This is a genomic window from Arthrobacter sp. D3-18 (assembly GCF_054408525.1).
In genome coordinates, this window is sequence record NZ_CP096440.1 from 3682118 (window position 1) to 3697839 (window position 15722).

The following is a 15722-nucleotide window of genomic DNA, read 5'->3' on the forward strand; positions in this document are numbered from 1 at the left end:
TCATCCTTTGGAGGTCACCACGGGAATCGCCTGGGTAAAAGGCGACGAGGGATTCGAAAATGCCGAGCGGACCCGCAGCCAATAAAAGCTGTGGCTCCCCAGCATCACGGTCAATTGACCGTTGTCACCGACAGCCGGGAAAGGCTGGCCGCCGAAAATATCGCGCAGGCCGCGGCCTGCGAACTCAGGCACGTCCAACGTTGCCGCAACGGGGTGCTGTGAGAGGTTGAAAACGCACAGAATGGTCTCCCCGTCCTCTCCTTCAGGGTTGCCCGCCGGCAATTCCCTGACGTAGGCCAGCACCACCTCATGGTCCGCCTCAATATGCCGGAATCCGCCCAAGCCAAAGACCGGGTGGTTCTTCCGGACGCTGAGGATCTGGCGGGTCCAGCGCAGCAGCGAACCGGAGTGCGCGGCCTCGGCTTCAACGTTGGCCATGCTGTAGTTGTAAACCAGTGACTGTATGACCGGAAGGTAAAGCTTGCCCGGATCGGCCCCTGAGAAGCCGGCGTTGCGATCGGGGTTCCATTGCATCGGGGTACGGACGGCATCGCGGTCGTCGAGCCAGATGTTGTCTCCCATGCCGATCTCGTCCCCGTAGTACAGGAAGGGGCTTCCCGGCAGGGAAAGCAGCAGCGCGTTGATGAGCTCGATCTCGGAGCGGGAGTTATCCAGCAGCGGAGCCAAACGTCGGCGGATACCAATGTTGGCCCGCATCCGGGGATCCGGGGCATACCATCCGAGCATGGCGGCGCGCTCTTCCGCGGGCACCATCTCCAACGTCAGTTCGTCGTGGTTCCTCAGGAAAGTCCCCCACTGAGCACCTTTCGGAATCTCCGGGGTGTTCCGCAGGGTCTCAATGATGGGAGCGGCTTTCTGGTCCCGCAGGGCGTAGTACAGCCGCGGCATGATGGGGAAATGGAAGGCCATGTGGCATTCCGGGGCTTCCTCGGTGCCGAAGTACTCCACCACTTCATGCGGAGGTTGGTTTGCCTCAGCGATGATCACCCTGCCGGGATAGTTCGAGTCCACCATCCTGCGAAGATCCTGCAGGAACGTGTGCGTGGCTGGCAGGTTCTCGCAGTTGGTGCCGTCTTCTTCGAACAAGTAGGGAATGGCGTCGGCCCGGAAGCCATCTATCCCTTGGTCCAGCCAGAACCGGATAACGTCATAGAGCGCCTCAATCACCTTGGGGTTCTCGAAGTTGAGGTCCGGTTGGTGGCTGAAGAAGCGGTGCCAGAAGAACTGGCGGCGGATGGGATCGAACGTCCAGTTCGATTCTTCGGTGTCAACGAAGATGATGCGCGCGTCCTGGTACTTCTCGTCGGTATCGCTCCACACATAGAAGTCGCCGTAGGGACCCGTGGGATCCTTTCGCGACTCCTGGAACCACGGATGCTGGTCCGAGGTGTGGTTCAACGGCAGATCGATGATCACCCGGACGCCACGGGCGTGGGCCTCGGCAACCAATCGCTTGAAGTCGCTGATTGTGCCGAACTCATCCAGCACAGACGTGTAGTCCGCGATGTCGTAGCCGCCATCGCGCAACGGGGAATGGAAGAACGGCGGCAACCACAGGCAGTCAACGCCCAGCCACTGGAGGTAATCCAGTTTCTCGATCAGGCCGTGGAAGTCGCCGGAACCATCCCCGTTGGCATCCGCAAAGGCCCGCACCAGTACCTCATAGAAGACTGCCTTGCGGTACCAGTGCGGATCATGCTGGAGACCTGGGGCGTTCAACTCGAAGGTGTTCTTCGGAGTGAAGTACTGGCTGGGGTTCTGCGGAGAAAAACTCACTAAGGCTGCCTCCGGATGCTAAGTACGTGGGCCGGCTCAACGTGGGCATCCAGGCGGACGTAGTTGTGCTCGCCCCATTCCCAGCTCTCGCCGCTGATCAAGTCGTCCACCCGGAACCGGCCGTCCTCGTTGAAGTCCGAGGGGGCCAGTTGCAGCGCTTCCAAGTTCAGGGACACCGTGCTTTCACGGGTGCTGTGAGGGTCCACGTTGACCACAATGATCAAAGTGTCCTTGGTGCCGTCCGGGAGCGTCTTGTGCTTGGAGTACACAATCGTTGCGTCGTCTGTGCTGCTGTGCAGCGTCAGGTTCTGCAGATCGCCCAAGGCCAGGTGGTCCTTGCGGATGGTGTTGAGCCTGGTGATGTACGGCGCCAGGGTGCGCCCTGATTCGGCAGCGCCTTCCCAGTCCCTCGCCTTGTACTCGTACTTTTCGTTGTCGATGTACTCCTCGGCGCCCGGGCGGGCCACGTGCTCGTACAGCTCATAACCGGCATAGACGCCCCACAGCGGGCTCGCGGTAGCGGCCAACACAGCCCGGATGCGGAACGCGGCCGGGCCGCCGTACTGCAGGTACTCGGTGAGGATGTCCGGGGTGTTCACGAAGAAGTTCGGACGGAAGAATGCGGCTGTCTCGTGGCTGACCTCGTGGAAGTACTGCTCCAGCTCGGTCTTGGTGTTCCGCCAAGTGAAGTAGGTGTACGACTGCTGGAATCCTGCGCGGCCCAAAGCGTGCATCATCGGCGGGCGTGTGAAGGCCTCCGCCAGGAAGACAACCTCGGGGTTCTTCTTATTGATTTTGCCGATCAGCCATTCCCAGAACCACACAGGCTTGGTGTGGGGATTGTCCACGCGGAAAACCTTGACACCGTGGCTGATCCACAGCTGGACGATCCGCAGGATTTCCTTGGAGAGACCGGCCGGATCATTGTCGAAGTTCAGGGGATAAATGTCCTGGTACTTCTTCGGCGGGTTCTCTGCGTAGGCAATGGAACCGTCAACGCGCGTGGTGAACCATTCAGGGTTGGACGTCACCCAGGGGTGGTCCGGGGCTGCTTGCAACGCCAGGTCCAAGGCAACTTCGAGTCCCAGTTCGTTGGCGCGCGCCACGAAAGCATCAAAGTCCTCAAACGTACCCAGTTCCGGGTGGATGGCGTCATGTCCACCGTCCTTGGAACCAATGGCCCACGGCGAACCCGGATCCTGCGGCCCCGGCGTCAGCGTGTTGTTGCGCCCCTTGCGGTGCTGGTAACCGATCGGGTGGATGGGCGGGAGGTAAATGATGTCGAAGCCCATATCCGCGACGGCGTCGAGCCTCTTGGCTGCCGTACGGAAGTTGCCGGAGGTCCAGACGCCAGTGGAGTGATCCAACACGGCACCCTCTGACCGGGGGAAGAACTCGTACCAGGAACCGCGGCCTGCGAGATCGCGTTCCACCTGCAACGGGAAGCGTTCCGAGACGGTCACCAGCTCACGGATCGGTACGCGTCCGACGGCGGCCAGCACCTCGGGGCTGAAACCGGCGCCAAGGCGCTCCTCGGCAGTCTTGGTGGTGTCGGCCAGCACGACGGAAGCGGCGCGCAAGGTGCGCTTCTCCACGGCGCTGCGCCCGGCGTCGTCGTCTGCGGCTTCCGCAAGGAGGGCAGAGCCTTCGGCGAGCATCAACTCGACGTCAATGCCGGCCCCTACCTTGACTTCGGCGTTGTGGTGCCAGGTGCCGTACCGGTCATGCCAGGCCTCAATGACGAAGGACCAGGCGCCGGTGCCGGTGGGCGTAATCAGGCCCTCCCAGCGGTCCAGGCCCTTCCATTGCTCGCCCTGGGCGGGGGTCAAGCGGACTCGCTGACGCTCCTTACCCCTGGGATCGAGCAGCACAGCGGAGACGCCGAGCTGGTCATGGCCTTCACGGAAGACCGTGGCGCCGACAACCAAGTCTTCGCCAGGCAAGGCCTTCGCCGGGAAACGGCCACCCTCAACCACCGGCTGCACGGCCGTGATGGGGAACCGGCCGAAGCGAAGTCCGTCGGTGATGTCCGTAGTCGTCTTGGATTTCAGAGCGGTGATGGTTCGCGCGGTTTTCGTCACAACCACGACGTTAGCGACAAAAATCACAGAATGCTAAGCACACGACCTATCTCCTCGACGCAAGATGACTTTTACCTAAAAGAAACCCAATCCAGTTCCGGCTGCCATGTGAGTCCGTTAGTGTGGCGCTCGTGAAGGCTATTCGAAGGTTTACAGTCCGTACCGTCCTCCCTGAGCCCATCAGGCCCCTGGCCCGTCTGGCGACCAATTTGCGCTGGTCCTGGCACCGGCCCACACGGGAACTTTTTGCGAGCCTTAACCCGGCTCTCTGGGAGGAATCGCAGCACGACCCCATAGCCCTGCTGGGGTCGATCAGCCGCGAGCAACTGCAGGACCTCGCGAATGACGGCGATCTGGTGAACCGTGTCCAGGACGCCGCAGCGGACCTGGACCGCTACCTCAGTGAACCGCGCTGGTACCAAGGCCTCGGCGAAGACGCTCCGGCTTGCATCGCGTACTTCTCGCCCGAATTCGGCATCACCGAAGTGCTCCCGCAATATTCCGGGGGCCTCGGCATCCTCGCGGGCGACCACCTCAAGGCCGCCTCCGACCTCGGCGTGCCACTGATCGGCGTCGGGCTTCTGTACCAGGCCGGATACTTCAAGCAGTCACTCTCCCGCGACGCTTGGCAGCAAGAGACCTACCCAGTGCTGGACCCAGACGGCCTGCCGCTGACGCTGCTCCGGCACCCCGCCAAGGACGGCGCCCAAGGCAAGCCGGTCCACATCTCCCTGCCGCTGCCCAACGGCCGGGAGCTCCACGCGCACGTGTGGCGTGCCGACGTCGGACGCGTTCCGCTGCTGCTGCTGGACTCCAACGTCCCCTCCAACGACGAAGCCGCCCGTGGCATCACCGACCGCCTGTACGGCGGTGGCGGCGACCACCGGCTCCAGCAGGAACTCCTCCTGGGCATGGGCGGCGTCAAGGCGCTGCGCATCTACCAGGAGCTCACCGGCACACCCGCTCCGGAAGTGTTCCACACCAACGAAGGCCACGCAGGCTTCCTGGGGATCGAACGCATCCAGGAAGCCATGTCCGACACCAACTCGCCCCTGAGCTGGGACGAGGCCCTCGCCGCCGGCCGCGCGTCCACAGTCTTCACCACGCACACGCCCGTACCCGCCGGCATCGACCGCTTCGAGAGCGTGCAGATCAAGCACTTCTTTGAAGCCGGCCTGGCGCCTTCCGTGCCGACCGAGCGGATCCTTGAACTGGGCCGCGAAAACTTCGACGGCGGCAACCCGTCCGTGTTCAACATGGCAGTCATGGGCCTTCGCTTGGCGCAGCGTGCCAACGGTGTGGCCAAGCTGCACGGTGTGGTCTCCCGGGAAATGTTCGCCGGTCTCTGGCCGGGATTCGACCACTCCGAAATCCCCATCACCTCCGTTACCAACGGCGTCCACGTGCCCACGTGGGTGGACCCCCGCATTTCCTCCCTGGCACGGAACCAGTTCGGCGCGGAAGCCGAAGCCCTTGGACGCTGGGACCTGGCGTACAACGTCAGCGACGAAGACGTCTGGGCCCTCCGCCGGGAGCTCCGCGCACAACTCATCGAAGACGTTCGACGCCGGCTCCGGGCATCATGGAAGAAGCGTGGCGCTGCCGATGCCGAACTCGGCTGGACCGACTCCGTACTTGACCCGGACGTCCTCACCATCGGATTCGCACGCCGTGTGCCCACCTACAAGCGGCTCACGCTCATGCTGCGCGACCCTGCCCGTTTGAAGGCCTTGCTGCTTGACCCCAAACACCCCATCCAGCTGGTCATCGCGGGCAAGTCGCACCCGGCAGACGACGCCGGCAAGAAAATGATCCAGGATCTGGTCAAGTTCACGGACGACCCGCAGGTCCGGCACCGGATCGTGTTCCTGCCCAACTACGACATCGCCATGGCGAGGACACTGTTCCCCGGCTGCGACGTCTGGCTCAACAACCCCCTCCGTCCGCTGGAAGCCTGCGGCACCTCCGGCATGAAAGCCGCCATCAACGGCTCGCTCAACCTCTCCGTCCTGGACGGCTGGTGGGACGAAATGTACGACGGCGAGAACGGCTGGGCAATCCCCACCGCCAACAACAATGCATCATCCGAGGAACGCGACGACATCGAGGCATCAGCACTCTACGAGCTGCTGGAAACCCAGGTAGCACCGCGCTTCTACGGAACCACCGTTGCCCAAGGCGCCGGTGCAGCAGGACCCTCCGAATCCAGCCGTGAACCCGTGCCTACCCACTGGGTGTCCATGATCAAGCACACCCTGGCTAACCTGGGCCCCGCAGTCTCGGCGGAACGCATGCTCCACGACTACGTCAACAACCTCTACTGCCCCGCCGCTGTATCCGGGCGGCGCGCTGTTGCCGAGTCCTTCAAAGAAGCCAAGGAACTCGCGGCCTGGACCACCAAGGTCCGGAACGCCTGGCCCGAGGTAGTGGTGGAGCACGTTGACTCCGTAGGCGTCTCTGAGGAACCCCAGGTGGGCGACTCACTCCAAGTCAACGCCTACGTGGCCCTCAACAACCTCACCCCGGACGACGTCTCCGTGGAAGTGGCCTTCGGCCGCGCGGAAGACACCGACGAGCTCGAGGACATCGTGGTGGCCGAACTGGACTCTTTGGAAGACCTCGGCGGCGGACGCCACCTGTTCAGCGGCTCCCTGGTGATCAACCGCTCAGGGTCCTTCGGCTACACCGTCCGCGTGTTCCCGAAGCACTCTGCGCTGGCTTCCAAGGCTGAGCTGGGATTGATCGCGAACGCCTAGCCCGTTGTCCGCCCGGACGTTCCTGGCCCGCTGTTCCGTTGTTGCCCAACAACGGAACAGCGGGCCAGCGACGTCGGAGCCTGGCTCAGGGCAGCATGACTCCTTTTCACCCTCATTCTCTAGCCGCGAATGGCAATAGCGGGATCTTTACGACTGGCGACCCACGCAGGGTATATGGCGCTTAGAATGCCGGTGGTCACCCCGAGGGAGAGTCCTACCAGCCAAAGCTCTGGGGGCAGCACGGGCGGCCAAGCCTGGATCCAAGAGACATAAAGCGTGGTCAAGTTTCCGATGATGCCGCCAAGTGAACCTGCTGTAATTCCCACGATTAAGCCCTCCAAGATAAAGGAGCGGCAAATTAGCCATCGACTTGAACCGATCGCTCGTCGCAGCGCTATCTCCTCCGATCGGTTCTGAACGGTCAGGTACATCGCGGACGCCGCAGTGATGACAGCCAGGAGCATCAGGACAAGGGACAGCAATGCGATGAGTGACCCTAGATCATTTGAGACACCCTGCCTGATTGACTGAATATCGGCCGTGACGTCTACCCTTGCCTGCCCTGGGTCGCTCGGCGAGTATGCCAGCGGAGCTACTCGCGCGATCGCAGCGGAGAAGCCCTTTTCGGTTCGAACTTGAATTTTTAGTTCTGCTCTGGAGACAGCACTCATGACACTGGCATCCACGAATACGGAGTTAGTGTACTCAGGAAAATTTGAGCCGGGCTCGAATACGCCAACAACCGGCACAAGTCGGTCATCGATCCAAATGCTCGCCCCTGCCGACGGTCCGGTTTGCTTGCTGTACGCGACGTCTAGCGCAATTGCTGCCTTGGTCGAGACTACTGCGAGCGGACCCGCTCCTGGGTCGTCGAGGGCACTTCGGCTGTTGTGGGGAATTAGCTGCATGTCGAAGTCATCGAAGTAGGTCTTCGAGGAGGAATGAAGTGACAAAGGTGTTTCGGGTTCCAGGTCGGTGGGTCCAACTCGCGTAATACGGACGTCTGCCGGTACAGCTGAGTACACATAGGATGCGCCAACTACATGAGGAAGGCTGGCGATTCGATCTACCCCGGAACGAAGTCCATCGAAATCGTCTCGAAGCACAGCAGGTCCGCCTCCGACGGAGATGGACAGCCGATCCTGTGACGCGATTGCCAGCCGATTATTTATGGCATTCGAAGTCGTCGAACTGATGCCAAGGGCACCCGTCATCCCGCCAATAGCAATCGCGAACGCGGTGATAAGAAGCATTGTTCGGAGAGCACGAGCGGAGAGGGCGGTAACTGCATCGCCCCAATCATCCAGTAGGGAGCGCGCGACGCGGGATAACCAAGTCTGCTGTCTTGATGCATCGAAGGCCTCTGGGGCGGACGGGACCATAAGATTCCGTCTTATGTGAGAATCGTTTTGGACATCACGGCTGATTTGACCGTCCCGGATTTCAATCTGGCGATCTGTTTGGTTCGCCACATCCAAATCGTGGGTGATGATGATCACTGTGACGCCTCCGGAGTTGAGCTTCCGAAGGTATTCGATGACCCGACTGCTGTTGTTGGAATCAAGATTGCCTGTCGGTTCGTCGGCAAGGATGATCTGCGGGTGCGTCGCAATCGCTCGTGCAATGGCAAGTCGTTGTCGCTCACCGCCTGAGAGAAGCTTCGCTTGGACCTTGCGCTTATGCACCAGCCCAACGAACTCCAGCGCGTCCAAGGCAGCCACGGCCCGTTCATCCATCGGCACACCTTGGACACGCAATCCGATTGCTGCGTTACTGATCACACTGTCGTCACCGATGACGTTCGAGGACTGGAAAACGAACCCAATCCGATGCAGCCGCACCGTGTCAAGGCTTCGTTCCGATGCGGTCTCGACGGCTTGCCCACGAATAGCGAGACTCCCCGAGCTTGCTCTATCCAACAAGCCCATGATGTTCAAAAGTGTCGATTTCCCAGAGCCTGAAGGGCCCACAATGGAAACGAACTCACCGCACTCAATAGCCAGTGAGACGTCCAATAGAGCCGGAGCCTCGGCGCCGGGAAAGGTGCGGGAAACTCCCTGCAGGCTGATGGCCAATGCGTCATCCGAGTCCGTAGATTCCGCAGTACCAGCTAGTCGCTTCGATCGTAAAACCGTCACGATATTTGGACCTCGTCTCCTTGGGCGAGGTCGCCAGAGACTGCGGCGAAACCTCCCCCTGACCGAAGAACCGTTACAGGGACACGCGTTGCAGACACCTTCGAAGCTCTATCGTCCGGCGAGCTTCTCAGAACGTAGGTCCCTTCGGCATCCTGTCGAATGCCAGATAACGGTACAGCGAGGGCCTGCTCCGCAGTACCCTGACCAGCCACAGTGACGCTTAGGTTGGGAGTCAATAGGGCAAGATCTGCCTTGTTCGTAGGCTCCACCATCACGGCATGTCCCGCACGCTGGCCATTCCCCACATCCGTGAATGGACCTACTGAAGTTATCCGTCCCGTCACTAGCTTCTCAACGACCCTGACAGAGACTTCCTGCCCAGTCTTGAGGAATCCAGCCTGCTGGACCTCAGCGATGAACTCGACGAAGTTGTCTTCGGCCTGGAACCTGGCGAGAGGGCTTTCGGCCGTAACCTTCTGCCCTACCTCCAGAGAGGAGACGACGGTCGTACTGGCAACGGGGAGGACTATCAGTTGCCTGAACGGGATCGTCACCTCAGGGGTTTTCGAGTCGTCTAGTGCAGGGGATTCGGGTGTCGCACTAGGTTCGACCTGATGATTTTTCACGGCAGTTTTTCTTCCGCTGCTCAAGGTGAATCCCTCGCTAGCAAAGAACGAGGATGCAGCTTCCATGGTTGCGCTGTCCATGCGACCAGTTTCGTAAGAGAGATACCCCACCTGCATCAGCGCCCGTTGCAAAGCCGAGACGTCATCTCCCTCATCGCCTAGTGAGAGATCACGATACAACGGGAGCGGACCTGGCAGCACGAAATAGGGCTTGCCAGAGACTACACCAGCCAGGTCGCCCCACTTTAGGGCCTCCCCAGCCTGAAGTGTCTGGCGCACGACAATCGGTTCTTGTCCCTCCAGATCGATCTGGATTGGCACTGCCGGGCCGGATTTTATAACTCCGGAGAATGCAAGACGGTCATCGACGATGCGGTTCTCAACCTTTGCATAGACCGGGACGTCAGCCATCGAGTCCTCTGGCCGAATGATCTCTGAACGACCAAAGATTCCTCCAGCCAGCAAGCCCACTCCGGCGGACATGGCTGCGGTGACTGCCAACAGGACGACAAGCCACCGTCGCGAGATTCGAGATAAGCCGACGGTTGCCGCCCCCTGCCGAGGTTGTTTATGGATCACTGCGTCTCTTTCAAGAACTTCTGAGCGACGTCCACGTACTTCTGGCTCTTCTTCTTGAGTTCAGTAAGAACTGCCTCGTTCTGTCTGATGAGGGGCAGCTGGTAGCTTGCCTGAATATCACCAAGCGTTTGGGTTAGCCGGACTTTTTGATTGCATTCGGCCTCAACCGTAGCGATTCGGATGCCCTCGGCGGCATCCGATGTCGACGGGTTTTGCTGATCTGCCCTCATCTGCAGGTCAAAGGACTGCTGGCTCGACCACTTGGCTTTATCGGCGTCCCGCCCCGGCGTCAGGCCTGCCGCTGAGATGCACTTGTCCCAGTTGTCCTTGGCATCCTTCCAAGCATCAGTTTCTGATGCCATGCTGAGGCTTTTCAACGCGATCTCAGCCGCTGCCCCGCCATTCATCAGATCGTCGGGGGGAGTGATTTCTTCGATCCTGCTCTTTTCGCTGGCGAGACACTCATATCGGGCGTCCCCCCACTCGCCTGCCTCATCATGCTTCTGGTTCGATGGACCGTCTTCTCCAATAAGCCGGAAGCCGTACTGCCTCACACGGTCAACGTTCCACACCCCGAAGTTCCGATTTTCCGCCTTTGGATAAGCTGCATTCGGATCATCTATGAAGCCAAATTTCTTCATGCATGTAGTCATGATGACTTCTCGCGCAAGGAGAATTTGCGAGCGATCACTGGCCGAAATTCTATATACATCAACTGGGAAAATTATCAGGGAGTTCTCATAATCCAGCTTCACTTTCCCAGATGGATCCGGCGTGATTGATGCATCCGGAGTTCCGGAACAAGATGAGATAGCCAGGGCTACGCCTATGGCAAGAGCGGGAGCGATGCAGCTAATCCAGCGTGCCCGTCGTTCAGGAATTCTTATTGACACTTTTCGCGTCCAATCTTTTTTGTGCCTCGATTGGGTACCCGGGCCTGTCCCGGAAAGCAACTTTGACCTGCCGAAACTTTAGTCGGCAGGTCAAAGCACAACCGCGCTCAGTTAGTGTTAATCGAAGCGCATGCTATGTTTAGCCACGGTGAAAACTGCTGATGTTGTCATTCCACGTTCCCAGGAAGGGCACGTACCAACCCATGGCGCTGTAATCGTTAGCGCTTCCGAATCCAGCACCGCCGTAATTGATGTTTTCCCACCAAGTTACGTAGTAGCCGAAGTTCTTTACCGAACTTGCCTTGTTGTCAAACGATCCCACCCAAGTCGAATTGTCTGCTCCGTACGTAGCACCGCTGTAGTTATTGTTGTCATAGAAAATACTGGCATTCGCAGATTGACTCGCAGCAAAAAGTGCAGCAGTGGACAATGCAACGACAGCGGCGGCCCGTGTGAGTTTTTTCATATCTTGGTCCTCATTTTGGCTGGTGCGACTTGAGGCAAGCAATTAACTCCGCGTGTTCCCCAATACGCAAGTGGCGAGGCAGATAATGTGCCTCGCCAAGAACGTATCGCTCGATTCATTTAATTTCAAGTTTTTGAAATAATCCGAGAGGATATAGAAATATTCAATATTTCGCGTCACGATCAGGTCGCAAGCACCACTTAAGTGGATTTCGGCGGTAGTCATAGCTCACGTGGGAAACCAACGCTGATTACATCTCAGCTGCCCGTAAGACGAGCCAATGAAGTTGCCTCTTCGGGCGCGTGCCCACACGGGTAGGACGCCGGTGCAGTTAACGCCCGCTGGACCGACTAATTCTCGAAGACAGCGATGACTGCCAAGTCTCGTCCGGCGTAGCGCTCTGCGTCTTGGAGGATTTCGCAGACGACGCCGAAGGACCGGTCCGTACGGTAGGCCGCGGGGACCTGCCAGATCATGGTGACGGGGCTGCCATCATCCTCCGAGAGGGCATCGGCGTAGTCGTGCAGGGAATCGTTCAGGGCGTCGAGGTTCACGCCGTAGTACTCAGGGAAATCGAGGACCTGGCCGAAGACCTCGAGGACTGCCTGCTTTGTGGTTGCCGGCGGGACCAGGAGGGTCCGTCGGCCGGCGTCGGAGACCTGCTCTTGCAGTTCTTCGAGGGTCCAGGTGTCCGCGGAGTAGATTTTCATGGGCTCCTCTATTTGCCTTCGACGATAAACATGAACGACTCGTAATGGTCAGGGGTGTAGTACTTGGCGGAGTCCTTGCCCACAATGATCCGGCGGGCACCCCGGTCCGGCTCTCCCGGCGTGGGCACGGTGTATTCCTTGTAGAAACCGCCGGACTTCTTGGGCAGCAAACCCTCGAAGTTGCCGAAGTTCACGCCGTCGCGCTCGTAAGGGTACGGGCCGCCCTTCGCAATCAGGGCAAGGGTTTGGCGCGCTTCCTTGGGCAACTGCGCAGCATTGATGGTGGGCAGCGTGGAAGGGTTTGTACTGGCCGGGTTCGTAGATGCCGGACTGACTACGGCTGGTGACGCTGACGAGAAGTTAGGTGCCGGCGTCGTGCTTTGCGTCGTCAGTGAGCCGCCGCCCACCATCGCGACCACCAGCACGACGACGGCGATCACCAGTCCCGCGAAGGCCACCAGTTTGTTGCGGTTGCGGTTCATCCGGTGGGCTCCCCTCAATGGTTGGTTGGCTACGTGCGGTAGATGTTGATGGTGTTGGCTTGCAGGATATCCCGCTCGCCCGAGGCCACCAACGCGCCTTTCCGACGGTCGTGCAACACCGAAGTGGTGAAGCGAAGTTCAAACATTCGCTTGCCGATGCCCGACTCGCTCAGGATCTCCGGCAAGACCATCTTGACGTCTTGGTTGCTGCCGTTCACCGAGATCAAGCCACGGATCTCACTATCCTCGTGACCCATGAGCAGCTGGACCGAGCGGACATTGGGATCATTCCAGCGCGCCGGAGTCATCTTCTTACCCTTGTCGTCAAACCATTGAAGGCTTGAATCGTTGGCCTGGCCCGGGAAGCTCTCAGGTTGGTGACGCAGGAACCAGCGGCGGAGCCGGACCAGTTCACGGGTAGTCCTGAACATGGCGTTCGCTTCCTGCGTCCGGCTCCAGTCCAGCCATGCCGTGGGGTTGTCCTGGCAGTAGGCGTTGTTGTTGCCTTGCTGCGTACGCCCGATCTCGTCACCGGCTGTGATCATGGGAACGCCAATGGACAGCAGGAGCGTCGCCATAAGGTTGCGGATGGACAGCGCCCGGGCAGCCACGATGGCCTCGTTCTCGCTCCGGCCCTCGAAACCATGGTTGTAGCTTCGGTTGTCGCCGTGACCGTCGCGGTTCTGCTCGCCGTTGGCCTCGTTGTGCTTGCGGTCGTAACTGACCAGGTCCTTAAGCGTGAAGCCGTCATGGGCGGTGATGAAGTTGACGCTGGCCAGGCGGGTGCGACCGGATGATGCGAAGAGATTGGCAGAGCCCGCCATGAGCTCAGCCAAGGACGCCACCGAGCCACCTTGGCCACCGGCCTCCATGGCAGCACGGTCGGACAGCCAGAAGCTTCGGACGCCATCGCGGAAGTGGTCATTCCAGTCGGACCATCCCTGCGGGAAACGGCCGGTCTGCCAGCCACCGTAGCCAACATCCCAAGGTTCAGCGATCAGCTTGACCTCAGAGAGCACCGGGTCCTCGGCAATGGCTTGCAAGAAAGGGTGCTGGGGATCGAAAGTGTTGCCGGCATCCCGGCATAGGGTAACGGCCAGGTCAAAGCGGAAACCGTCCACATGGAAGTCATTTACCCAGTACCGCAAGGAATCCAGTGCCAGATCCACCACTACGGGATCACTGAAATCCAAGGTGTTGCCGCATCCGGTGGTGTCCAGATAGCGCCCGTGAGCATCGTGCCGGTAGTAACGCTTCTCTGCCAGTCCGCGGAAACTCAGCGGCGGTCCGTCAGGCCCTGCTTCGGCGGTGTGGTTGTACACCACATCCAGGATGACCTCGATCCCCGCCGCATGGAGCAGTTTGATCATTCCCTTGAGCTCATCCTGCACCGCGTGGGGGCCCGTATTCCGCGCCGCTTCCGTTGCGTAGTCCGAGTGTGGAGCGAAGAAGGCTGCTGTGTTGTAGCCCCAGTAGTTGGTCATGCCCAGGTCCTGGAGGTGCGACTCATCCAAGTGGAAATGAATGGGGAGCAGCTGGACGGCAGTGATGCCAAGTTCAGTCAGGTGCTGGATCATCACCGGGTGGGCCATGCCAGCGTACGTTCCGCGCAGGTGCTCCGGGATGTCCGGGTGGAGCATCGTCTGGCCACGGACGTGTGCCTCATAAATCACCGAAGTGCGCATGGGCGTTCGCGGCGCATGATCGTCGCCCCAGTCAAAGCCTGTCTCCACGTGGACGCTTGTGAGGAACTCGCCCCGCTGGTCCACTGCGCGGCCGTAGGGGTCGAGCAGCACTGGCTGGTCGCCGTCGTCGTCCAGGTCCAAAGCCGGGATGGACAGCGGGAGGCCGCCCTCACTGGGGGCAGCTCGGAAACCGTAGCGAGTGCCGGGCGGCATGCCGTCCACAAGGCCGAAGTGCACGCCGTCCTGCACATTGGACAGAATACGCGCGCGCCAAGGTTCACCTGGGGCTTGGAACACCACCTCCACCCGTTCCAGGTCAGGAGCGAAAACGGCCACGTTCACCGAATGGTTCTGTGTAGTTTCGGCGTCGAAAACTCCGGGCTGGGGCGTGCTCAGTCCGAGGGGCCTGGGCTGCGACGCATCCAGGGCAGCTTCTGTGTCAAAAATAGGCATAACCATTGCTTGCAAGTTTAGTTCCACGCCAAGTATGTACCGCGCGGGCCTGCCATGTGACGACGTTCAACGTCGCGATTTCATTACTTGCCCGAAGATGGCGGGATTTCATCCGCCGCTCACGTGCTGCAATACTGCCTCCGTGCTGTCCGCCTTTGAGCTGGTTGGCATCGATTGTGTCGCGTTCTGCTGCCCCGTCCGAGTCCGCTTGGCATACTGGGACGGAGACAACTGGAGGTTTTATCGTGCGCGTGGCACTTGCCCAAGTCATCACCGGCCGGGATCTGGCCGAGAACCTGCGGCTCCTTGAGGAGTACGCCCGCCGGGCCAAGGACGACGGCGCCGAGTTGGTGGTCTTCCCCGAGGCGATGATGCGCGCGTTCGGAAACTCGCTGCTGGACATCGCCGAACCACTGGATGGGCCATGGGCGAGCCGGGTACGATCCCTCGCTGACGAACTTCAGTTGGTGATCGTGGCGGGCATGTTCACTCCGGGCACTCCCTCCAATTCGGGATCCGCGCGCGTGCGGAACACGCTTCTCGCCACCGGACCCGGCGTGGAAACGAGCTACGACAAAATACACCTTTTCGACGCATTCGGCTTCGCGGAATCAGACACCGTTGAGGCGGGTACAGATCCGGTGACGTTCGACGTCGGTGGCCTCACCTTTGGTTTGGCCACCTGCTACGACATCCGTTTCCCTGCCCTGTTCACGGCCAACGCCCAACGCGGAGCCATGGTGAATATTGTTTCTGCGTCCTGGGGATCCGGTCCGGGCAAAGCCGAGCAGTGGCAACTCCTGGCCCGCGCCCGCGCAGTGGACACCACCACGTTCGTGCTCGCCTGCGGCCAAGGCGATCCGGCCACCCAAGGCGTTGAGGTCAAAGGCACCGCGCCCACCGGAGTGGGGTACTCCGCCGTCGTATCCCCGTTCGGCCAGGTGCTGGAAGCCCTGGAAGGCGAACCGGGTGTCATTTTCTACGATCTCGACCCTGCCGTTGTGGAAGAAGCCCGCACCAAACTCCCGGTGCTGGCCAACCGCCGCGAATTCTAAC

11 protein-coding genes are annotated in these 15722 nt (G+C 60.3%); 2 read left to right on the forward strand and 9 right to left on the reverse strand.

All coding sequences use genetic code 11. The annotated features are described in order from the left end of the window. Positions 1-1797 carry a maltose alpha-D-glucosyltransferase gene (gene treS, locus M1D89_RS19045; protein WP_498645958.1) on the reverse strand — a complete coding sequence of 599 codons (1797 nt, stop codon included), beginning with the start codon at positions 1795-1797 and terminating at the stop codon, positions 1-3. Beyond that, positions 1797-3884, reverse strand: a complete 2088-nt coding sequence (locus tag M1D89_RS19050; protein ID WP_498650996.1) for an alpha-1,4-glucan--maltose-1-phosphate maltosyltransferase — start codon at positions 3882-3884, stop codon at positions 1797-1799. Before M1D89_RS19050 ends, treS begins: the two co-directional genes overlap by 1 nt. Positions 3885-4009: 125 nt before the next feature. Here M1D89_RS19050 and glgP point away from each other — a divergent pair, with 125 nt between their 5' ends. Further along, entirely contained in the window at positions 4010-6634 is a 2625-nt protein-coding gene (gene glgP / locus M1D89_RS19055; RefSeq protein WP_498645960.1) for an alpha-glucan family phosphorylase, read from the forward strand. Positions 6635-6753: 119 nt separating this feature from the next. Here the strand turns inward: glgP and M1D89_RS19060 are convergent, their stop codons facing one another. From M1D89_RS19060 to glgX, 7 genes are all read right to left on the reverse strand, one after another. Beyond that, the gene (locus tag M1D89_RS19060) at positions 6754-8709 is read right to left on the reverse strand and encodes an ABC transporter ATP-binding protein/permease (protein ID WP_498645962.1); all 1956 of its coding nucleotides are present in this window, start codon (positions 8707-8709) and stop codon (positions 6754-6756) included. A gap of 59 nt (positions 8710-8768) precedes the next feature. Continuing rightward, positions 8769-9809: a hypothetical protein gene (locus M1D89_RS19065; protein WP_498645964.1), complete on the reverse strand. Its 1041-nt coding sequence runs from the start codon at positions 9807-9809 to the stop codon at positions 8769-8771. Between the two features lie 164 nt (positions 9810-9973). Then, positions 9974-10870, reverse strand: coding sequence for a hypothetical protein (locus M1D89_RS19070; protein WP_420180213.1), 897 nt, complete (start codon positions 10868-10870; stop codon positions 9974-9976). 139 nt (positions 10871-11009) lie between these two features. Then, a complete protein-coding gene (locus M1D89_RS19075) occupies positions 11010-11336 on the reverse strand; it encodes a hypothetical protein (RefSeq protein ID WP_498645967.1) in 327 nt (108 codons plus the stop codon). Positions 11337-11686: 350 nt separating this feature from the next. Further along, a complete protein-coding gene (locus M1D89_RS19080) occupies positions 11687-12046 on the reverse strand; it encodes a barstar family protein (RefSeq protein WP_498645969.1) in 360 nt (119 codons plus the stop codon). A gap of 8 nt (positions 12047-12054) precedes the next feature. After that, positions 12055-12528 (reverse strand): guanyl-specific ribonuclease, encoded by a 474-nt coding sequence (locus M1D89_RS19085; protein ID WP_498645971.1) that lies wholly within the window; start codon positions 12526-12528, stop codon positions 12055-12057. 29 nt (positions 12529-12557) lie between these two features. Continuing rightward, positions 12558-14672, reverse strand: coding sequence for a glycogen debranching protein GlgX (glgX, locus tag M1D89_RS19090; RefSeq protein WP_498645973.1), 2115 nt, complete (start codon positions 14670-14672; stop codon positions 12558-12560). Between the two features lie 239 nt (positions 14673-14911). Here glgX and M1D89_RS19095 point away from each other — a divergent pair, with 239 nt between their 5' ends. Continuing rightward, the gene (locus M1D89_RS19095; protein WP_498645975.1) at positions 14912-15721 is read left to right on the forward strand and encodes a carbon-nitrogen hydrolase family protein; all 810 of its coding nucleotides are present in this window, start codon (positions 14912-14914) and stop codon (positions 15719-15721) included. Position 15722 lies beyond the last annotated feature (1 nt).